Source organism: Flavobacterium zepuense (assembly GCF_007097145.1).
In the GTDB taxonomy this organism is placed as follows: domain Bacteria; phylum Bacteroidota; class Bacteroidia; order Flavobacteriales; family Flavobacteriaceae; genus Flavobacterium; species Flavobacterium zepuense.
In genome coordinates this window covers 305,046-327,108 of record NZ_VJVZ01000002.1, presented here as the reverse complement: position 1 = coordinate 327,108, position 22,063 = coordinate 305,046, and the positions used below count along the sequence as shown (strand labels likewise).

Annotated in this window: 14 protein-coding genes; 7 read left to right on the top strand and 7 right to left on the bottom strand. The window is 44.6% G+C overall.

Annotation, left to right across the window (positions count from 1 at the left end):
• Positions 1 to 164 precede the first annotated feature (164 nt).
• Positions 165 to 1,535, bottom strand: coding sequence for a saccharopine dehydrogenase family protein (locus FMM05_RS04265; RefSeq protein WP_143372096.1), 1,371 nt, complete (start codon positions 1,533 to 1,535; stop codon positions 165 to 167).
• 110 nt (positions 1,536 to 1,645) lie between these two features.
• On the opposite strand from FMM05_RS04265, the gene FMM05_RS04260 reads away from it, so the two are divergent.
• The 4 genes from FMM05_RS04260 (at position 1,646) to FMM05_RS04245 (ending at position 7,063) form a co-directional block, all read left to right on the top strand.
• Positions 1,646 to 2,032: a DUF423 domain-containing protein gene (locus tag FMM05_RS04260; RefSeq protein ID WP_143372095.1), complete on the top strand. Its 387-nt coding sequence runs from the start codon at positions 1,646 to 1,648 to the stop codon at positions 2,030 to 2,032.
• Between the two features lie 79 nt (positions 2,033 to 2,111).
• The gene (pckA, locus tag FMM05_RS04255) at positions 2,112 to 3,713 is read left to right on the top strand and encodes a phosphoenolpyruvate carboxykinase (ATP) (protein WP_143372094.1); all 1,602 of its coding nucleotides are present in this window, start codon (positions 2,112 to 2,114) and stop codon (positions 3,711 to 3,713) included.
• Between the two features lie 484 nt (positions 3,714 to 4,197).
• Complete coding sequence (locus FMM05_RS04250) at positions 4,198 to 6,294, top strand: glycoside hydrolase family 97 protein (RefSeq protein WP_143372093.1); 2,097 nt, start codon at positions 4,198 to 4,200, stop codon at positions 6,292 to 6,294.
• A gap of 187 nt (positions 6,295 to 6,481) precedes the next feature.
• On the top strand, positions 6,482 to 7,063 hold the full coding sequence (locus FMM05_RS04245) for a hypothetical protein (protein WP_143372092.1): 582 nt from the start codon (positions 6,482 to 6,484) through the stop codon (positions 7,061 to 7,063).
• Positions 7,064 to 7,093: 30 nt separating this feature from the next.
• Here the strand turns inward: FMM05_RS04245 and FMM05_RS20930 are convergent, their stop codons facing one another.
• Positions 7,094 to 7,264, bottom strand: a complete 171-nt coding sequence (locus FMM05_RS20930) for a hypothetical protein (protein WP_185965498.1) — start codon at positions 7,262 to 7,264, stop codon at positions 7,094 to 7,096.
• A gap of 87 nt (positions 7,265 to 7,351) precedes the next feature.
• On the bottom strand, positions 7,352 to 8,890 hold the full coding sequence (locus FMM05_RS04240; RefSeq protein WP_143372091.1) for a GH3 auxin-responsive promoter family protein: 1,539 nt from the start codon (positions 8,888 to 8,890) through the stop codon (positions 7,352 to 7,354).
• 40 nt (positions 8,891 to 8,930) lie between these two features.
• Here FMM05_RS04240 and FMM05_RS04235 point away from each other — a divergent pair, with 40 nt between their 5' ends.
• Positions 8,931 to 9,725 carry a DUF2797 domain-containing protein gene (locus FMM05_RS04235; RefSeq protein ID WP_143372090.1) on the top strand — a complete coding sequence of 265 codons (795 nt, stop codon included), beginning with the start codon at positions 8,931 to 8,933 and terminating at the stop codon, positions 9,723 to 9,725.
• A gap of 134 nt (positions 9,726 to 9,859) precedes the next feature.
• On the opposite strand, the gene FMM05_RS04230 is transcribed toward FMM05_RS04235, so the two are convergent.
• Both FMM05_RS04230 and sppA read right to left on the bottom strand, forming a co-directional pair.
• The gene (locus tag FMM05_RS04230; RefSeq protein WP_143372089.1) at positions 9,860 to 12,502 is read right to left on the bottom strand and encodes an AsmA-like C-terminal region-containing protein; all 2,643 of its coding nucleotides are present in this window, start codon (positions 12,500 to 12,502) and stop codon (positions 9,860 to 9,862) included.
• 44 nt (positions 12,503 to 12,546) lie between these two features.
• Positions 12,547 to 14,316 (bottom strand): signal peptide peptidase SppA, encoded by a 1,770-nt coding sequence (gene sppA, locus FMM05_RS04225; RefSeq protein ID WP_143372088.1) that lies wholly within the window; start codon positions 14,314 to 14,316, stop codon positions 12,547 to 12,549.
• A gap of 123 nt (positions 14,317 to 14,439) precedes the next feature.
• Here sppA and folK point away from each other — a divergent pair, with 123 nt between their 5' ends.
• Positions 14,440 to 15,573, top strand: coding sequence for a 2-amino-4-hydroxy-6-hydroxymethyldihydropteridine diphosphokinase (gene folK / locus FMM05_RS04220; RefSeq protein WP_143372087.1), 1,134 nt, complete (start codon positions 14,440 to 14,442; stop codon positions 15,571 to 15,573).
• A gap of 7 nt (positions 15,574 to 15,580) precedes the next feature.
• Here folK and FMM05_RS04215 read toward each other — a convergent pair whose 3' ends face one another.
• Positions 15,581 to 18,400 (bottom strand): Ig-like domain-containing protein, encoded by a 2,820-nt coding sequence (locus FMM05_RS04215; RefSeq protein ID WP_143372086.1) that lies wholly within the window; start codon positions 18,398 to 18,400, stop codon positions 15,581 to 15,583.
• A gap of 33 nt (positions 18,401 to 18,433) precedes the next feature.
• Entirely contained in the window at positions 18,434 to 18,964 is a 531-nt protein-coding gene (locus FMM05_RS04210; protein ID WP_143372085.1) for an RNA methyltransferase, read from the bottom strand.
• 440 nt (positions 18,965 to 19,404) lie between these two features.
• On the opposite strand from FMM05_RS04210, the gene mutS reads away from it, so the two are divergent.
• Positions 19,405 to 22,011 (top strand): DNA mismatch repair protein MutS, encoded by a 2,607-nt coding sequence (gene mutS / locus FMM05_RS04205; protein ID WP_143372084.1) that lies wholly within the window; start codon positions 19,405 to 19,407, stop codon positions 22,009 to 22,011.
• Positions 22,012 to 22,063: the final 52 nt, after the last annotated feature.

The window sequence follows — 22,063 nt, the reverse complement described above, 5'->3', positions numbered from 1 at the left end:
GGAACTTGGAATTTTAAGTTTGGAATTTCAAAATAATATAGAGACCGATCGGCATTTTTGCCCTTCGGTTTTTTTTATTTTTAATGATGAGGTTTCAGGCAAATAAAAAACCCTCCTGCCGGGAGCAGGAAGGTTTTTCGGGTTTTGAGTTAGTTAGTGAGGTTTTAGCTCGCTACATTTTGCGGGTTGTAACCCATGTAAGGAACGTGTTTTTCATGAAAAACAACCCCAAATTCTTCAAGTTCTTTAAGTATGGGTAAATACACTTCTTTATTTATGGGCAATTGCACACCGGGAGTGGTAATTTTGCCGTTAAGTATCTGTAATGCAGCAATTGCCACCGGCAGGCCTACGGTTTTTGCCATAGCGGTAAACGTTTGGTCCCGGCCTATGCAAACCATAGTGGCATCCACCTGCTTTTGCTGTCCGTTAAGCTCGTAGCCAAACTTGTGGTACATTACTATCATGTCTTTATCATCAGAGCTCAGCGTCCACTTGTCCGATAGTATTTTTTCCAGTATCTGTGCAGGCGTTGCGTTACGCAGGCCTACTATTTTGTGGGCATTAAACAAATCCAGTTCCATTAGCTTCTCCCACTGTATATCATCCTGGTCTATATTAAGCATATGCCTCAGCTTCAGCTCAACAGAGTCGGTAGGATGGTAGGGCAGGAACGAGTTAATAAACTCGCGGTAGCTCATGGTTTCAGAGTCTTCCATAACGTAGCTATCATCGGTCATGCCAAGGGTAACAAACATATTCCACGATTTGCTAAAGCCCACCCTCCGCAGCGTGCCCCGGTAAAGGGTAAGCGCATCATCCAAACCGTAAACACTGCGGTATTTAAGCGAATCACGGTTGGCATAGCCCTCAAAACGGCCGTAACCCTCTACCTGCATAAACTCGGTACGCCTGAATAACTTGTTGTACGGAATGTACTTGTACGTACCCTCCTGGATAAACTTGGCAGTGCCGCCCTGGCCGGCCAAAACCACATTGCGCGGGTTCCAGGTAAACTTATAGTTCCACAGGTTGTTATCGCTCTCAGGCGCTACTAAACCTCCGCAAAACGACTCAAACAATATCACCTTGCCGCCCTGGTCGCGTATTTCATCAATAATCTTCATGGCGCTCATATGGTCTATACCCGGGTCCAGCCCAATCTCGTTCATAAAAACAAGGTTGTTGGCGGTAACCAGTGCATCCAGCTCCTGCATGGCGGGGCTAATATAAGAGGCCGTAACCATGTGCTTTTTATAAGTAATGCAGTCCTTAGCCACCTCGTAGTGCAGGTGGGCAGGCAGCATCGAAATTACAATATCAGCCCTGCCTATCTCCTCATGGCGCTGCGCTTCGTTAAAAATATCAAAAGCTATGGCGCGCGCCCTTTCGTGGCCGTTGGTTTTGCGTTCGGCCAACGCTGCCGAAAGGTCGCCAATGGTTAGGAAAAGATCTTCGGTAACCGACTTATTCAACAGGTATTCTATTAATGACGAGGCCGATCTTCCGGCGCCAATAATTAAAATATTCCTCATAGCTTTTTATAATTATAACACGAATGTAGTAAAATGTTATATTTATAAAAAAATATTCTGCGTTAAATATTTTAAAGTCATTAATTTTACAATGATTAATACTTACAAAAATGGATAGGAAAGTTATAGCAACAGCAGCCGTTTTAGGCCTTACAGGAATAGTTTTAGGCGCTTTTGGGGCGCACGGTTTAAAAAAGGTGGTAGAGCCTGAAATGGTCATCGTTTTTGAAACCGGGGTACGCTACCAGATTTTCCACGCGCTGTTTTTGTTGTTTGTGGGTACCACGGCTTATGTTTCGGATAAAGCTAAAAAAAGCATCCTTTGGCTAACTGTGGGCGGTGTGTTTTTATTTTCGGTTTCTATCTATTTTTTGGCTATAAATACGCTTTTACCCTTTGATTTTGCTAAGTTTGGGTGGATAACCCCTATTGGAGGATTGTTACTAATTAGTGCGTGGGCTGTGTTGTTTTTACACATAATAAAGCAAAAGCGATAAAAAAATCATAATTCTTTATAGGGAAAAGAATAATTACTATCTTTGCGCCGTAGTAATTATTCACTCTAAACCCAAAACTATGGAGAATTACGGCCTTTTTACGAAAACGATTGCGTTAAATGAGATCGGAATCAACGATGCTACAATCAGGTATCAGCTTACGCCAGAGGAACTTCATGACATTACAATTGAAAAAGGACAGGGTGTAGAAACTTCTACCGGAGCCCTGGCTATTAACACAGGGGAATTTACCGGCCGCTCGCCACAGGACCGTTTTATTGTTAAAGACAGTATTACCGAGGATAAAGTGTGGTGGGGTAACGTAAACCTGCCGTTTAACAGCGATAAGTTTGATGCGCTTTACAACAAAGTTACGGCTTACCTTAGCGGTAAAGAGGTTTTTGTAAGGGACAGCTATGTGTGTGCCGATGCCGATTACAGGCTTAATGTTAGGGTGGTTACAGAAACAGCGTGGAGCAACCTGTTTTGCTACAATATGTTCTTAAGGCTTAAAGAAGAGGAGCTTGAAGATTTTAAAGCCGACTGGCATGTAGTTTGCGCGCCGGGCTTTAGGGCCAACCCTGAGGTAGACGGTACCCGAAGCCATAATTTTGCAATACTTAATTTTACTAAAAAGATAGCGCTTATAGGCGGCACGGGCTATACCGGCGAAATGAAAAAGGGCATTTTCTCTGCACTTAATTTTATACTTCCTGTTTTTAAAGATACCCTGCCCATGCACTGTAGTGCTAATGTGGGCGAGGAGGGCGATACCGCTATTTTCTTTGGTTTATCGGGTACGGGTAAAACTACCTTATCGGCCGATCCGCACCGTAAGTTAATTGGCGATGATGAGCACGGCTGGGCACATGATAACAGCGTGTTTAACTTTGAAGGCGGCTGCTATGCCAAGGTGGTTAACCTTACCGAGGAGCACGAACCAGATATCTTCAGGTCCATCAAAAAAGGGGCGCTGCTGGAAAATGTGGTGTTTAAACCGGGTACTAACGAGGTTGATTATGAGGATGTTTCCATCACTCCCAACACCCGTGTTAGCTATCCGTTATTCCACATTAACAACACGCAGCCGGGCTCTATAGGCCACAACCCTAAAAATATATTCTTCCTGAGTGCCGACTCTTTCGGTATCCTGCCTCCTATATCTAAACTTACTCCGGGCCAGGCTGCTTACTACTTTATATCGGGTTACACGGCGAAAGTTGCGGGTACCGAGGAAGGTGTTAAAGAGCCGCAGCCTAATTTTTCGGCTTGTTTTGGCGCGCCGTTCATGCCGTTGCACCCGGCAGCGTATGCAGAGATGCTGAGTACGAAAATGAAGGAGGCCGGTGTAAATGTATGGCTTGTAAACACCGGCTGGACAGGTGGCGCTTATGGCACCGGCAGCCGTATGAAATTAAAATATACCCGTGCCATGATTACCGCGGCATTAAACGGGCAACTTGATAACGTTACTTATATAAAGGATGAGTTTTTTGGGCTATCGGTACCGCAAAGCTGCCCTAATGTGCCTGATGAGGTGTTAAATCCACGCGACACATGGAGCGATAAAAGCGCCTACGATAAAAAAGCCAATGAATTAGCGGGCGAATTCAGGAAAAATTTTACTAAATTTGAAACGTTCTCAAATGAAGAGATTATCGCCGGCGGACCGCTGGCATAATTGTGAATTTTAGAATAGATGTTTTTGGAAAAGGGCTGCCCGGGGACGGGCAGCTATTTTTTTGTACCTACACCAGTAATGGAACGCGGATGACACGGACGTTACAGGTGGGGATAACAAGGATACAAGGCAAACGCTGATTTACGTAGATATTTTCACGCATTGTCATTGCGAACGAAGCTTGCGGAGTGCGGCAATCTAAAATAAAGTTTAAAATAGAAGATAATTTATTGTCATGCTGAGCCTGTCGAAGCGGCAATAAATCACCTTTCTATTTTAGTGTAATTATCGTAGACAGATCATCAGTCCTTCGGCTTTCGACCTTACGACTTGATAAACTTGACAGACTTTATGGCCTTTGACTGAAAACTTTTCAACACGCAAAGGTTTGCGTAGCTACGAAATTGTTATAGTGCAAAATTGCGTGCTTTATTTTGGTAATTTTATCGTTTTCAAACAAATAATTAACTTTCAAACAAACTCCATGAAAAAATTATTATGGGCTGTTATGCTGCTTGCCGGTGCCGTGTTGCACGCCCAGCAGTTAACATCACCCGATAAAAACATTGTGCTAACCTTTAAGCTAAGCGCAAAAGGCGAGCCTACATATGAGCTTAGTTATAAAAAGAAACCGGTAATTAAAACCAGTAAGCTGGGTATTGATACTAAGGATATTGCCCCAATGGTAGACGGTTTTACCGTTGATAAAACCGAGAACGCCACCTTTGATGAAACCTGGGCACCGGTGTGGGGCGAGGAAAAAAGCATCCGTAACAACTATAACGAGCTGCTGGTAACACTGAGCCAAAAGGCACAAAAAGGCAGGTACATCCGCATACGCTTCAGGGTGTTTAATGATGGCCTTGGCTTTAGGTACGAGTTCCCGGAGCAGCCGGAGCTTAACTATTTTGTTATAAAAGAAGAAAAAACCCAGTTTGCACTGGCGGGCGACCATAAGGCCTTCTGGCTTCCGGGCGATTACGATACACAGGAGTACAGCACCACAACATCTAACCTGTCCGAAATTCGCGCTAAGATGAAAGGTGCCGTTACGCCAAATGCATCGCAGGAAACTTTTTCCGAAACCGGCCTGCAAACGCCATTGATGATGAAGAGCAAAGATGGCCTTTATATCAACATACACGAGGCAGCGCTTATTGATTATTCGGCCATGTCGTTAAACCTTGATGACAAAAATATGGTGCTTGAGTCGTGGCTTACCCCCGATGCTACCGGTAACAAAGGCTACCTGCAGGCATCTGCCCAATCGCCGTGGAGAACCGTACTGGTTAGCGATAAAGCGGGCGATATACTAATGTCGCGCACCATTTACAACCTTAACGAGCCTACAAAATTTAAAGATGTATCGTGGATAAAACCCGTTAAATACGTAGGTGTTTGGTGGGAAATGATTACCGGTAAAAGCACCTGGGCGTATAACGACCTTACCAATGTGCATCTTGGAGAGTTGGATTACAGCAAAACCAAGCCTAACGGTAAGCATGCTGCAAACACCGCGCACGTTAAGGAGTATATTGACTTTGCAGCCAAACATGGTTTTGATGCCGTATTGGTAGAAGGCTGGAACGAGGGCTGGGAAGACTGGTTTGGCAAATCGAAAGATTTTGTGTTCGACTTTATAACCCCGTACCCTGATTTTGATGTGAAAGAACTGCACCGCTATGCGGCCTCTAAAGGGGTTAAGATAATTATGCACCACGAAACATCGGGCTCTGTGCGCAACTACGAGCGCTGGATGGATAAAGCCTACCAGTTTATGGTTGATAACGGTTATAACGCTGTTAAAAGCGGTTATGTAGGCGATATCATTCCGCGTGGCGAATACCATTACGGCCAGTGGATGAACAACCATTACCTGTATGCCATTACCAAGGCTGCCGAATATAAAATTATGGTTAACGCCCACGAGGCAGTGCGCCCTACAGGCCTTGCGCGAACGTATCCTAACCTTATTGGTAATGAGGCGGCGCGTGGTACCGAGTACGAATCGTTTGGCGGTAATAACCCGGACCATACTACTATCCTGCCGTTTACAAGGCTAATGGGCGGCCCAATGGATTATACCCCGGGTATCTTCCAGACTAAAATTAGCGCTTACAACCCCGATAATAACTCATTTGTACATACCACGCTGGTTAAGCAATTAGCGCTTTACGTAACCATGTACAGCCCGCTGCAAATGGCGGCTGATTTACCGGAAACCTATAACAAGCACCTGGATGCGTTCCAGTTTATTAAAGATGTAGCGATCGATTGGGATCAGTCTTACGTTGTTGAAGCTGAGCCTGGCGATTACATTACTATGGCACGTAAAGCAAAAGGTAAAGACGAGTGGTTTATTGGCGCCATTACCGATGAAAATGCACGTACCGCAAACATTAGTTTTGAATTCCTGCCAAAAGGCAAAACGTTTACCGCTACTATTTATGAAGATGGTAAAGATGCGCACTACGAGAAAAACCCTCAAAGCTATGCCATCAAAACCATTAAGGTAAACAGCAAGACCAAACTACAGCAAAAACTTGCACCGGGCGGTGGTGCTGCAATAAGCATTAAATAATAAGTAGTACACAGGTTATATATATTTAAGAATGCTGCTCCGGTTTGGAGTGGCATTTTTTTTTGGGGCGGTTGCAGGAATATTAATAAATTGCGTATTTTACGAGCATCAGCAACATTCCCTAACCTTGCTATAAGATAATATGATTAAAAAACTACACAGTACATTTTTAGCCCTGTTTTTTAGCATGGCCCTAATTTCTTGCAGCGATGATAATGCAGAGCCTGCGCCCCAATATGAGGGTATAGCCGTAATAGAGGGTAATTTAGAAATTGCAGCGTCTACCGTTTTAAATGCAAACCCCAGATGTTATTTAGATTTGGTGACAGGAACTACCTACAGGGTTAACGAAGCTGCTGCACATGCGGCCAATATAGATATGGTGCTGGGCACTAAGCAGGAGTATAACGAAACATTTTCAACCTATGCAGCCAGCCCGTCAAGTGATATTTTTGCAGATAACGATCCATCAATATGGCCGGATGATGAACTTTTTAAGAACTGGCCGGTACGTAATACCTCTTTATTTGTAATGCATGGCAGTAAAGGTTTTACTACTGTAATTAATGCTGCTGAACTTGCTGAATTTATAGGTGATACAGAAACGTATCTTTCCCGATTTCTGCTAAACAGCGATAACGATCTTAAACTTGTATATGTTTTCAAGGTTAAACGGGGAGATGTTAACTATACAGGTGCAATTAAGTTTGATATAAACAATGGTAACGAGGGCGATTTTAAATATATAATTAAGCTAAAGCAGCAATAAAAAATGCCGCTCTGTTTAGAGCGGCATTTTTTATGCGTTTTTTGTAAAAGTGCGTGGCGTTTTTACCGGAACTTTTTCAACTTCGTTATACGATATACAACGGCGCTTGCCGCCGCAGCTGTACCTGTGCGCCGCAGGGCCGCAAGAGGTTGTTAATAAAACAAGGGCTATACCCACTCCATAAAAATACTTCTTCTTCATTAAACCCATCTTATTAATAATTTGTTAATTGTTAGGCAAATGTAATGCCAAAATTTTATACTTGGTTGATTTTGTATGTGTTAAATTTTATGCGATGTCAGAAAAACTGCCTGCCACCTGCATATTCTTTAGCTGTTCCAGATAATGGCGCTCGTTGCTTAGGCGTGGTATTTTGTGCTGCCCGCCCAGTTTATCCTGCTCTTTAAGCCAGTCGTAAAACAATTTTGGGCGTGCTACATTTAACACAAGCGGGTTTAACGTCATGTTATTGTAACGCTTGGCCTCATAATCAGAATTTAAAGATTGCAGCGCCTCGTCCAATGTTGCCCTAAAATGCTCTACATCAGCCGGGACACTTTTAAATTCGATGATCCACTCGTGGGCACCTTTCTCTTTGCCTTCCATAAAAATAGGGGCAACGGTATAATCTATCACTTCGGTACCGGTAGCCTGGCAGGCTTTGGCAATAGCCTGGTCGGTATTTTCTACCATCAGCTCCTCGCCAAAAACATTAATATGGTGCTTGGTGCGCCCCGTAATTTTTATGCGGTACGGGTTGATGGACGTAAACCTCACGGTATCGCCTATCATGTAGCGCCATAACCCGGCATTGGTAGTAATAACAATGGCATAGTTGCGGTTGGGCTCTACCTCACTTAGCGGGATAACGCGCTGGTTAAGGGTGCCAAAAGTATCCATCGGGATAAACTCGTAAAAAATGCCGTAATCCAGCATCAGTAGCAGTTCGTTGCTGTCGTTACTGTCCTGTATGGCAAAAAAGCCTTCGGAGGCATTGTATATCTCGTAGTACTGAAAACCGCTCTTGGGCAGCAGCTTTTTGTATTGCTCGCGATATGGCTCAAAGCTAACGCCCCCATGAAAATACACCTCAAGGTTGGGCCATATCTCTAAAAGGTTCTGCTTGCCGGTTTCTTCCATTATTTTGTTGAGGAGCACCATCATCCACGAGGGTACACCGGCAAAGCTGGTTACGTTTTCGTGCATGGTTTCCTGTACAATGGCGGCGAGCTTGGTTTCCCATTCGCCCATAAGCGATACACGGTTGCTGGGCGTACTGCTAAACTCGGCCCAAAACGGCATATTGTCTATCAGTATGGCCGACAGGTCGCCAAAAAAAGTATTATTGTCTTCATACGGCTGTTTGCTTCCGCCAAGGCGAAGGCTTTTGCCGGTAAAAAGCTGAGAATCTTCGTTGTTGTTAAGGTACAGGCACAGTAGGTCTTTGCCTGCTTTATAGTGGCAATCCTCAAGCGCTTCGGGGCTTACGGGTATAAATTTGCTCTTGGCATTAGTAGTACCGCTGCTCTTGGCGAACCATTTAATAGGGGTGGGCCAAAAAACATTTTGCTCGCCGGTGCGGGTTTGTTCAATAAGGGGTTCCAGGTCTTCGTAAGAAGATACCGGTACCCTCTCGGCAAAAGCCCTGTAATTCTTAACCGACTCAAAGCCATATTTGCGGCCTATGGCAGTGTTTTCGGCCATTTTAACAAGGTTGTGCAGTAACTCCTCCTGTACTTCGTTAGGGTACTTCATAAAAAGTTCTATTTGGTGAACCCTTTTTTTGAGTATCCAGGAGGCTATCGAATTGATTATTGGCAAAGCCATATTTTGCTATCTTTATAGCCATAAAAATACTAAATTTTTCATGCAATACGAAGGAGTTCTCACAAAAATGCAAACCGAGGCGGGTAGCCCTATACAATATTACCTGGTTTTTGATGATAGTTTTTTACATGTTAACCAGCTTTTGGGTAAAGACTTCGAAATTAACTTTATGGGTTTTCGTTGCACCAACTGCAACAAGAAGAAGAAAATTTACCGCATGGGCTTTTGTTACGACTGTTTTTACAGCATACCGAGTGCAGGCGACTGGATAATGCGCCCCGAACTGAGTACCGCCCATTTGGGTATCGCCGATCGCGACCTGGCCTACGAGCAAAAGGTGCAATTACAGCCGCATGTGGTATACCTTGCTGCCAGCAGCGATATGAAGGTAGGGGTAACCCGCAAAACGCAGGTGCCCACCCGTTGGATAGACCAGGGTGCCAGCTATGCAACACCTTTGGTAGAGGTGCCTAACCGCTACCTTGCCGGGATTACCGAAGTTGCCCTTAAACAGTATTTTTCTGATAAGATAAACTGGAAGAAAATGTTGCTGAATGATGTGCCGCCCATAGACCTGATTGCGCGCCGTAATGAAGCAAGTTGGAACCTGCCCGATGAGGTAATGCCTTATTTTGAAACCACCGCCGAGAAATTATACACGCTGGAATATCCTGTTTTAGAATACCCTAAAAAGATAAGCAGCCTTAACCTTACCACAACCCCCGCCTACAGCGGCAAACTAATGGGCATTAAAGGGCAATACCTTATTTTTGAAGACGGTACCGTATTTAATGTGCGTGCCTACGAAGGTTTTGTAGTGCAGATAAATGTTTAAAAAGTTACGGGTTTCGAGTTCAGAGTTTTGGGTTTCGGGATAAATAAAAACGCCTGACAGATAATTTCTGTCAGGCGTTTTTATGTTCTGCCTACTGTGACTGCGACTGAAAACTTGAAACAGTCAACTAAAGCCTACTCTTTTTTCTTCTTACCGCCAAGCAGGTTTTTTAAGCCTTCCTTAACTTTATCTTCGGTTTTTACCGGTGCCTTGGCTTTGGTAGTATCGGCAGGAGTTGTAGCAGGTTTATTACCGTTTAGCAGGCCATTTAAAAGGTCTTTACCTTTGTCTTTGGCATCATTTACATACTTGTCTTTTTGCTGTTTTATAAGCTGCTGCGTTAGGCTCGTAACCGATTTTGTAAGATCGGTAGTAACCTTAGGGCTTTTAAAGTTACCGCTTAAAACGGCATTAACCGGCACACTTATTTTACTTGCGTCAGCGCCTTTTAAAGAGGCAATAAGATTGGTAACCTCAGATCCTAAATACTTAGCAGGCACATCAAACGCTACATTGTAGTTCATGTTCTGGTCAAAGCCATGCGTACCCTGTATGTTAATATCTATATCCTGGTATTTAAGCGCAAACGGCTTAATGTTTACCTTACCATCGGCAAAGCTCAGGTTTATTTTTTGGTTGAGGTTAAGTTTGGACGGATCTAAAAACTTAACATTGCTGGTAAGCGCTGTTAGTACCTTGGAGTTTTGAGTATTGATGGTAGTACCGGCAAGAGATCCGGCAAGGTCGCCAATAAGCGATTTAAGATCGGGGGTCATTTCCTTGCTGTCCAGGTTACCTGATAGCTTAATATTCGAGTTCATCTTACCGTTAATAACACCGGCAATAGGCGCAATAGATTTTAGCATTTCCAGCTGCGTGAACGACTGTGTAATATCAAGGCTGTTAAGGTTGAGGTCCATGTTAAACTTAGGTGTTGTGCCTTTTGTAGATACATTACCCGCAAAGCCTATGGTACCCCCAAACACGTTTGTTTTTACGTTTTGCAATGCCACCGCCTCATCTTTAATGATCATTGTGCCCGATACATTGGTAAGGTTAAGGTTATCATACACCACCGTGTTTGCCTTAGCATTAATTGTACAATCTAAAAAGGCAGGTATCTTAACCGCATCCGATTTTGTGGTTGTTTTAGTGGTGGTAGTGGTTTCGCCGCCCTCTGTTTTCTTGGTAGTAGTGGTTTTGGCTTCCTGCGCCATAAAATCAGACACCACAAGCTTGTTAGAGCTCATGTTGAATTTACCCTGCAACGTTTGGTCTTTAAACACAAAGCCGTAAAAATTATCCAGCGTACCATTTATGGCAATATCGCTGCTGCCGGTTTTGGCATCAAAACGGCTAAGGGTAATGCGGCTTGGGTTAAAGGCAACATCGGCCTGGCTTATAACAAACGGCTGTGCAAAGCCATCGGCCTTATAATTAAAGCCGCTTAGGCTCATGGTACCGTTGTTCTGTATTTTTTCGTAAGCGCCGGTCTCTACCGATTTCATGTCGAATTTAGTTTCAACATCAGCTTTTAATATACCGGTTAGCGGCATATCAAGCTTTACCGGGTAGGCCTTTGCTACGTTGCTTAGGTTAACCGTTCCTTTAAGACGCGCATCAACCAGTGGGTTCTCTGTAAGGTTTTTAATATTTGCCTTGGCATCAAACACATCCTGGTCAATCCTAAACGACAGTTTATCAAGGTTTACGTAGGTGTCGTTAAGCACACCTGTTTCGTTGATGATTTTTGTATCGATAACAATATTCTGAACCGATTTTGGAAGGTCAGGGTATTTAAACGACGCATTGTTTGATGCTATCGCAATGTTGAATTTAGGTACGCTGTTATCGCTGTTTAATCCGTTTACTTTACCGTTAATGGTAAAGTCGCCTTCAGTCTTCACGTTGGCAAGGCTGCCCGAATACGACTCCGGCACCAGCCCTAAAAAGTTCTTGAACGATGAGGTAGGCGTTTTAAACGTCATGTCTATCTGCTGTCCGGCCTCAAGCAACGCCATGCTGCCGTCAAACTCCAGCGGAAGCTGGTTTATAAAAGCCTTATTCTCTTTAAAGGTATAAATGCTCTTATCAAGGTCCAGGCCTAACACGGCATCCAGCTTAAGGGCTACGTTGCGCATGTAGTTGGTCTTATCCATATCCAGCGTAAGTTTTGCAGTGGTATGGGTGTCAAGGTCCAGCTTGTTGGCGGCAAAGTTACCGGTGCCTTTGTGGTTAAGGCTGTCTATAACCATGTTTATTTTAGAGCGGTCGTCGTGGTAGCGGAACTTTAGGTTCTCTACTTCATAATTCTGTATGCTCAGCGCGAAAGGCTTGCTTGCCTCGGCAGAAGCAGGTTTTTCCGAATCGTCCTTAATAGCGATATCAAAATTGCCCACACCATCTTTATTAAAAAGTATGTTTACCACACCGTTTTTAGTGCTGATGGATTGCAGCGCCATGGTTTCGCCCTCGCTTTTAAACAACTCCTTAACCGACATGTTAAGGTCTATCTCGCCCATGTACACCAGCGTATCGCCGGCAAAAGGGGCTTTGTTTATAATGCTCAGCTTTTCGATGTTTACACTCGCCTGCGGAAAATGCTTAAACAGGCTAAGGTTAACATCTTCAAAGGCTACAGTGGCATCTACCTTCTCGTTAATAGCCTTAACGATCATGGCTTTTATTTTGTCTTTAAAAATAAACGGCGCAACGGCAAGCGCAATAATTATAACCAACAGGGTAATACCTGTCCATTTCAGGATCTTTTTCAACATAACAAAACTATTTGGGCCTTAAAGATAAAACAATACAACGAGTCTTACCTAATATTTATTTCAAAAGGCATCATGGCCTGTGTGCCCCTAAGCTGGGTTACACGCCTTATGCGTTCTATCATCTGGTAATTTTCTGTGCCCAGTTCTTCTTTAATAAATGCCTCTTTAGACTGTGCAAACGGCAGGTTGGCAAACATCTTGCTAAGGTCCCTTTCAAACTGCGGAAAGCTTTGCGTATTATATTTAGTGGTCTTGCCCAGTTTTGCAGCATATTTAACGGCATCATCAAGCCCGCCTATTTCATCTACAAGTCCGTTTTTAAGGGCATCGCTACCCGTCCAAACGCGGCCCTGCGCAATGGCATCAACGGCCTCCGGGGTCATTTTCCTGCCGGTAGCCACGCGGTTTACAAACGTGCTGTAAATATGCTCTATGCTTTGCTGTATGGTTTCGCGATTGTTGTCCTGTAGCGGGCTGAACACGCTGTAACCAGCCGAATTTTTATGCGTGCTAACCTGCTCTGTATGTATGCCCATGTTGTTGCTTATCTTGGTAAAATTGGGCAATACGCCAAACACACCTATAGACCCTGTAATGGTACCCGGCTCGGCAAAGATCCTGTTGGCACCACACGAAATGTAGTACCCGCCCGATGCCGCATAATTACCCATAGAAACCACAACCGGTTTTTTCTTTTTGGCAAGCTCTACTTCCCTCCATATCAGTTCTGATGTAAGGGCGCTTCCACCCGGAGAATCCACACGCAATACGATAGATTTTACATTTTCATCTTCCAGTGCCTTCTTAAAAGCTTTGCGTAACGAGCCTTCGCCAATAACGTTAATGTCGCCCTGGCCGCCGCTTATTTCGCCCTGTGCATAAATAATCGCTATTTTATCGGTAGCGCCGCTAAGCAGCGAATTTAGCGCTGTAGCCTTTGCATAATCCAGTATGTCTACTTTGTTGTAATCATCGGCCTTATCAACCTTTAGTGCTTTTTTAATACCGTTGCGGTATTCGTCTTCATAACCTATTTTATCAATAAGCTTAACCTGTTTTGCTAATTCGGCAGTGCGGGCACCAAGCCTGTCGGCAATGCTGTTAAGGCTGTCCGCCGGTATGCTGCGGCTTGCGGCAATATCGGTTACAATGCCGCTCCAAACCGATGTTAACAGCGCATTGATCTGCTCCCTGTTGGCAGGGCTCATTTCGTTGGCTAAAAACGGCTCCACCGCGCTTTTGTATTTTCCGTGGCGGATGACTTCCATGGTAATGCCGGTTTTTTCCTGAAAATCTTTAAAGAACATCACTTCAGATGATAATCCTTTAAACTCCAGGTCGCCAATCGGGTTGATATAAAGCGTATCGGCTACCGAGCTAAGGTAGTAGTCTTTCTGGCTGTACATGTCAGAATACGCCACAACAAATTTTTTCGCTTTTTTAAACTCCTCCAGCTTATCCCTAAGGGCTTTGGTTTGTGCCATGCCCAGGTTAATGCTGCTGTTGGTTATGGTAATGCCTTTTATCTTGCTGTCTTTTTTAGCTTCGTCAATGGCGTTAAGCACATCAATAAGGCCGTCTTTAGGCTCAGAGTCGAGCATGCTAAAGTCTTTATAAATAAATTTTCCGCCATAGTCGGCGGTAACTTCGCTAAGGTCAAGTTCTATAACCGAGTTGTCTTTTATCTGAACTACATCATCGCTACTGCCACCGCCACCGGCAATTGCTGCTATAGCTATGATGAAAATAAAGAACAGGAAACAAAACAGGAATAAGCCTACCAGTGTAGACAATACATTTTTTAAAAACTGCATAATTAATTACTTTTAAACATATGTCGTAAAAACCTAACATATGTTACACTTATTTTTGCACTCTTTATAACAAGCTGCATGTAATTTGCCGCCGCAGTTAAAATGTTTACTTACTTTGCAGCTATGAAATTTCAAAACACCGCCATTTTATCGTTGGGCAGTAATATTGGCAACCGCCTGCAAAACCTGCAGGACGGGATAGATTTTATAAACAGCCGCGTGGCTACCGTTGTAAAAATATCGGGTATTTATGAAAACCCCGCTATGGGGTTTGATGGCGATGCTTTTTACAACTGCGCGCTTTTACTGCATACAAGCAAAACCGTACACCAGCTTTTAGAAGGCCTTCAGGAAGCCGAACAGGCGGGAGGCCGCGTTAGGGATGCCTATGTAAGGCACATATCGCGCACGATAGATATAGATATTATTGCTTTTAATAATGATGTGGTTGCTGAGCCGCATTTAGAGGTACCGCATCCGCGGATGCAGCTGCGCAACTTTGTGCTGCTGCCTTTACGGGATGTTGCGCCGCACTGGGTGCACCCGCAGCTACAAATGGATGTAAATGCTTTAATTGATAATTCCGGAGACGACAGCCCCTGCGATTTTGTAATGCAACTGCCCGGCCCGTTAACGGCTTTTACCCCCGACCAGTTTAAGTACATTGCCATAGAAGGGAATATTGGTGCAGGAAAGACATCGCTTGCGGGTAAATTATCGGAAGATTTTAATGCGCGGCTTATACTTGAACGTTTTGCCGATAACCCGTTCCTGCCTAAATTTTATGCGGAACCCGACAGATATGCGTTTTCTTTGGAAATGTCGTTCCTGGCCGACCGCTACCGGCAAATTACCGATGACCTGGCGCAGTTTAACCTGCAAAACGATTTTGTGGTTGCCGATTACCACGTGTTTAAATCGCTGATATTCTCTAAAGTTACCCTCAGCGAAGATGAGTACAACTTGTACAAAAAGCTGTTTGATATTATGTACAGCGAAATCCCCAGGCCGGGATTGTATGTGTACCTGTACCAAAACAGTGCAACGCTTTTACAGCACATAAAACAGCGCGGCCGCAGTTATGAGCAGGAAATTACCGCTCAGTACCTTGATGATATCAATAAAGGGTATTTAGAGTATATGCAAAACACCACCGGACTCAATATTTTAATTATTGATGTAAGCGGGCGTGATTTTGTAAACCAACAGGAAGATTACATCTGGCTGCTGGAGCAGATACACAATGCGCCAAAATAGACAATTGTTAGCGTATCAGGGCAAAGTGGCCTTTTATCTCGGGGGTTGCATCATCTACTTTTACAATGTACCAATAATCGGTAGAGGGTAACTGGCGGCCATCATACGTGCCATCCCATGATCGGTTTTGCCTGTTAAGCTGCGTGATTATTTTGCCGTAACGGTCAAAAATAAGCACAGTAGCCTGTGGCAGCTTATTCATGCCCGCTAAACTGAAAACATCGTTCACATTATCGCCGTTAGGGGTAAACGCTTTCGGGATAAGGTTTACAGTAAAACGTTTATCATCTTCACCACAACCTATGTTCGATTTTACATACGCATAATACACCCCGCTTGGCAGGTTGTGAAACGTAGGCGAAGTTTGGTAATTCTCACCATCTACAGAGTATACAAAATCTTCGGGGTTAGGGTTTTCGAGCGTTATGGTGGCGTTCTCGTTAGTCACAATAATATCGTCGATTTCAGGCGCTGCAATAGTGGTTGCCGTAAATACTTTTGTAGCCGGGCACCCAACCGAATTAGTAACCGTTACGCTATACGTACCGGCTTCATCAATGGTAATGGTTTGGGTGGTGGCGCCGGTACTCCATAAATACGTTTCGTTAGGCAGGCCTGCATCTAAAATCAGGGTTGCAATTTCGCAAAATTCAACATCTTCATCATCACCTAAAACCGGTACAGGGTTCACTATTATATTAACCGCGGTTCTGGTAGCACCGGGGCAACTATTGTTGAGTGCCTGTGCGTAAAAAGTGGTATCGGTAGTAATAGTCGGACTCGTAACCGTATTGCCTGTAGCCACGAGGTTACCGCCTGTTGGGGCATCATACCACTCAATAGTTCCCGCCGATGGCACACCCGTTAGGGTTGCGATACCCTCGCCACAAATAGATACCGGCGTGGTTACCGTAACGGTTGGCAATGCTAATACCGTAGCCAAAACCGGTGTGCGGGTAGGTGTTATACAGCCTGAGTTATCAGCCTCTGCATAAAAAGTAGTGTCAGATGTTATAAACGGACTCGTAATACTATTGCCTGTACCAATAAGGGTACCGCCTGTTGGGGCATCGTACCAGCTTATGGTGCCTACGGTTGCCGTAGCTTCCAGTTGAACAGTTCCCTGTACGCAAACGTATACAGGGCTTGTTGTTGTTATAACCGGCTGTGGAATTACCGTAACCGTAACTGCTTCCCGTGTTGCAGAGGTACAGGTATTGTTTACCGCTTCGGCATAAAATGTGGTTGTTTCCGTTACCTGCGGGCTCGTAATGCTGTTCCCTGTGCCAATAAGGTTGCCGCCTGTTGCCGCATCGTACCAGTTTGTTGTACCAGCCGATGGAGCGGCCTGCAAAGTTGCAGTACCACCACCGCAAAGGGCGGCCGGGTTAGGGGCTGTTATGGTTGGTAAAGGTGTAACCACCACGTTTACAGGCTGACGTGCTGAGGTACAGCCGTTATCAGTCGCCTCGGCATAAAAAGTGGTATTGCCATTAACGGCAGGTGCTGTAAAACTTGTTCCTGTACCAATAGCCGTTCCGCCGCTTGCCTGAGTAAACCAGCTAATGGTTCCGCCCGATGTTGTTGCCTGTAACGTAGGTGCACCCATATCGCACACAAAAGACGGGCTCGTAACTGTTACCACAGGTATGGGTTTTATGGTTGCTACAACAGCGGTGCGGTTGGCTGTGGTGCAGCTAACATCATACGCCGACGCATAATAGGTTGTGGTTTGTGTTAAGTTGGGCGTGGTAAAGCTGTTACCGGTTGCCAGTACAGGGCCTCCTGTTGTGCCGGCGTACCAATACACCGTACCGCTGCCGGATTGTGCCTGTAAGGTAATTGTTCCGCTACCGCAGGTGTTGCCCGCTGTAGAACCGGTTATAGTTGGAATGGTAACCATAGTACTGGCCGATATTTGCGGGGCAACATCGCCGGGCATACCGCCATACTCTACAATATAGCCTTTTGCCTGGTAGTTGCCGTTGGGGTCGCCGGTAACGGTCAGGTCGTTCCACGATCCGGGAATACCAACACCCGGTGCGGTAATGTGTGCATAGTCTTCGTTATTACCGGTATTGTTGGGTTCGCCATTATTCCAAAACGCATAGGTGGGCGATGAGCCATTGGCGCCGCCGTTCCAAAACGTGGTGCCTGCCTCGGGGCCGGTTACCCACTTCCAAACGCCTTCTGTAGCCGCGTCCGATCCTCCTATCCAGCCTGTGCCGGTGGTTTGCTGGCCGCAAAGCTGCGATTCATCGGCTGCACCAAGTGTGGCAAGGTAGCCTTGTAGCCCAAAGTAAGTGGAGTTCTCAGCGGCTGTTTTAGCGGCCGTCCAGCTTATGCCTAATGAAGCTATATATTTATAATAATGCCCCGTAGAAGGCAAATAATTGGCATCGCCTAAAGTAATAGAAAACGTGCGCGTACCCGATGGGTTTGGTGAAGTGCTGTTATATACAACGCTGTTAACTGCATTTATAAGTGTGGTGTAAGGTACCTGCTGCCCGCCGGTACCGCTAAGGGTAAGCTTGCCTGCAAGGGCATTCCAGCTGCTGGTAATGCCGGGTATAGTGGTGCTAAGGCTAAGGTTGTCCTGCCCGTTTACATAACCCGACGATATTTGTATGTATACGGCCGTGGTGCCGGTGTCATCGGCATCGGTAATGTTAAATGCGGTTACAATATTTATGGGGGTGCCGGGGCAATATACCTGGTTACCGGTTGCAGTTACAACAGGCGCCTGGTTTGTCTGGGCAGTAGCATTAAAGCAAACAAGAAGTAAAAATAATTGTAATCGTAAAAAAAACGGGGCAAAAGTCTTCATCCCGTAAAAATAGCAAAAATAACAGCGGAAACGTTATCGTATAGTTTTTTTAAACAAATCCCACACTACAATGCCCACAGATACCGAAATGTTGAGGGAATGTTTAGTTCCCAGCTGGGGTATTTCTATCGTTCCGTCGCATAAGTCAATAGCTTCTTGCGCCACTCCTTTAACCTCATTACCAAACACTAAGGCTAATTTTTTGCCTTCAGTTGGCTCAAAATCCTGTAAAAGAACAGAGTTTTCTACCTGCTCTATGGCTAAAACGGCAATATCCTGGTTTTTAAGCGATTTTATAACCTCGGTAACCTCTTTTTGATACTCCCAGGCAACTGTTTCAGTAGCGCCAAGGGCGGTTTTATGAATTTCTTTATTGGGGGGTGTGGCGGTAATGCCGCACAGGTATATTTTCTCTATGAGGAAAGCATCCGCTGTCCTGAAAACCGACCCGATATTGTGCAGGCTCCGTACGTCATCTAAAATAATAATGATGGGTGTTTTTTCAGCCTCCTTAAATTCTTCAGGGTTTTTGCGGTTCAGTTCGCTGTTGGTTATCTTTCTCATAAGTGCATTATAAATTGCAGCAGCAAAATTAAGGCAAATTTTATGGAGTAAGTGGGATTTTTAGATTGTTAGTATATTAGATGTTTAGATAATTGGTGTATTAGATTTTTAGACGGTCCGGCTGATCTAATATACCCAACCCATCCAATAATCTACTAATCACTATCTATAAAAAAATAACCGCTCTTCTCCCAGAGAGCGGTTATCGGCATAAGAAATAGTAGTGTTTAGGTATTTTTCTTAGCTTATGCTTTTTATATATACGGTAATAATATTAGTTTGGTTCAAAAGTAAGCAATAATAAAGACTGCGGTAAATAATTGAGGTAAACCCGTAAATAACTGCGGTTAATAAATGGTGTATAATGCAGGTAGTGCCGGATTACTTATTGCCGTTTTTTTTGATTAAATTCGCCTCCTTACATTTAATATCCTACAGCCTTGGCATCTAAAGAAAAAATAGTTAAAGAAACCCCGTTAATGAAACAGTATAACGCAATTAAGGCGAAATACCCCGATGCGTGCCTGCTGTTCAGGGTGGGCGATTTTTATGAAACCTTTGGCGAAGATGCCGTTCGGGCAGCGGGGATATTGGGCATAACCCTTACCAAAAGAGGTGCCGGCAGCGATAGCGAGACGGCCCTGGCGGGTTTTCCGCACCATTCGTTAAACACTTATTTACCTAAACTGGTAAAAGCAGGTTTACGCGTAGCAATATGCGACCAGCTGGAAGACCCCAAAATGACCAAAACCATAGTAAAGCGCGGCGTGACCGAACTGGTTACCCCAGGCGTGTCTATGAATGATGAGGTGCTGCACAGCAAGTCCAATAACTTTTTGGCATCGGTATACTTTGGCAGAAAGATAGTGGGTATCTCATTTCTTGATGTTTCTACCGGCGAATTCTTAACTGCACAGGGTAATGAAGAGTATATAGATAAGCTGCTGCAAAATTTTAGTCCTAGTGAGGTATTGGTTCCCAAAAACGATAAGGCAACCTTTAAGACTGCTTTTGGAGATGATTACCACACGTTTTTTCTGGAAGACTGGGTGTATAAAGAAGATTATGCTTTTGAGAGCCTTACCGGGCACTTTGGTACTAACTCCCTTAAAGGTTTTGGGGTAGAAGAACTGCAGGAAGGTGTTATAGCCAGTGGCGCGGTGCTGTATTACCTTAGCGAAACCCAGCACAACCGCGTGCAGCATATTACTGCCATACAGCGTATTGCCGAAGATGCTTACGTATGGATGGACCGTTTTACCATCCGTAACCTCGAATTATACCAGAGCAACAATCCTAATGCGGTTACGCTGCTTGATGTTATAGACCGTACCCTAAGCCCTATGGGCAGCAGGCTGCTTAAGCGCTGGCTGGCGCTGCCGCTTAAAGATGCCAATAAAGTAAGGGCACGCCATGAGGTGGTGGCCTACTTAAAAGAAAATAAAAGTATACTGACGCGTATTCAGCAGCAGATAAAGCAAATATCAGATTTGGAGCGCCTTATCTCTAAAATTGCTACCGGCAAGGTGTCGCCGCGTGAAGTGGTGTATCTTAAAGATTCGCTTGATGCTATTGTGCCTATAAAGCAGCTTGCACTGGAAAGCCAGAACGATGCGCTTAAAGCTATAGGCGACAGCCTGCATGCCTGCGAACTGCTGCGTGAAAAAATTAAGACTACCCTAAGCCCCGAAGCGCCCGTTGCCATAAACAAGGGCAATGCGATTGCTAAAGGCGTACACCCGGAACTGGATGAGCTTAGGGCTATTGCCTATAGCGGTAAAGAATATTTAGAGGGGATAGAGAGGCGCGAGTCCGCCGCAACGGGAATCTCGTCGTTAAAAATATCGTTCAATAATGTGTTCGGGTATTATATAGAGGTTCGTAATACGCATAAGGATAAGGTCCCGGCCGAGTGGATACGTAAGCAAACCCTTGTAAACGCCGAGCGTTATATTACTGAAGAGCTTAAAGAATACGAAACCAAAATTTTAGGTGCCGAAGAAAAGATACATTACCTGGAAACCCAGTTGTTTGATCAGTTAGTGGTATGGATAGCTACTTATATTAAACCGGTACAGCTTAACGCCAGCCTTATTGCGCAGATGGACTGCCTGGCATCTTTCGCGCAACTGGCCATAGAAAATAAATATGTTTGCCCTGAAATTGACGATAGTTTTGAGCTTGATATTAAAGAAGGCCGTCACCCGGTTATAGAAAAGCAACTGCCTGTAGGTACGCCGTACATTACCAATGATGTGTTCCTGGATAGGGAATCGCAACAGCTTATAATGATAACGGGGCCCAATATGTCGGGTAAATCGGCTATACTGCGTCAAACTGCCCTGATAGTATTGCTTGCGCAGATGGGAAGCTTTGTGCCCGCGCAAAGCGTGCGTATGGGTATAGTAGATAAGATATTTACAAGGGTAGGGGCGAGCGACAACATATCGATGGGCGAATCTACCTTTATGGTGGAGATGAACGAAACGGCCAGCATTTTGAACAACCTGAGTGACCGCAGCCTTATTTTGCTCGACGAAATTGGCCGTGGTACAAGTACGTATGATGGTATCAGTATTGCCTGGGCCATTGCAGAGTTTTTGCACGAGCACCCCGCGCAGCCTAAAACGTTGTTTGCTACGCATTACCATGAGCTTAACGAAATGCAGGATATTTATACCCGTGTGCAAAACTTCAATGTATCGGTTAAAGAATTAAAAGATACGGTGCTGTTTATACGTAAGCTTGTAAAGGGCGGCTCTGCGCACAGTTTTGGTATCCATGTGGCTAAGATGGCCGGGATGCCGCAAACGGTGATACAGAAGGCCCAGAAGTTGCTTAAAAAGCTTGAGAAAGACCATAGCGGTGAAGCACTGGGTAATATAAAGGCATCGCCGAAGGAAGAATTGCAGTTGAGCTTCTTTAACCTGGACGACCCATTGCTGGAAGAAATAAAAGAAGAAATAGTAAACCTTGATATTAATACACTAACCCCGGTAGAGGCATTAATGAAGCTTAACGAGATTAAGCGCATGCTGGTTAAATAGTGTGTAGAAAAAGTTTGTTTTTAAGGTAAACGTTATCAGAAAGTTATGGTTT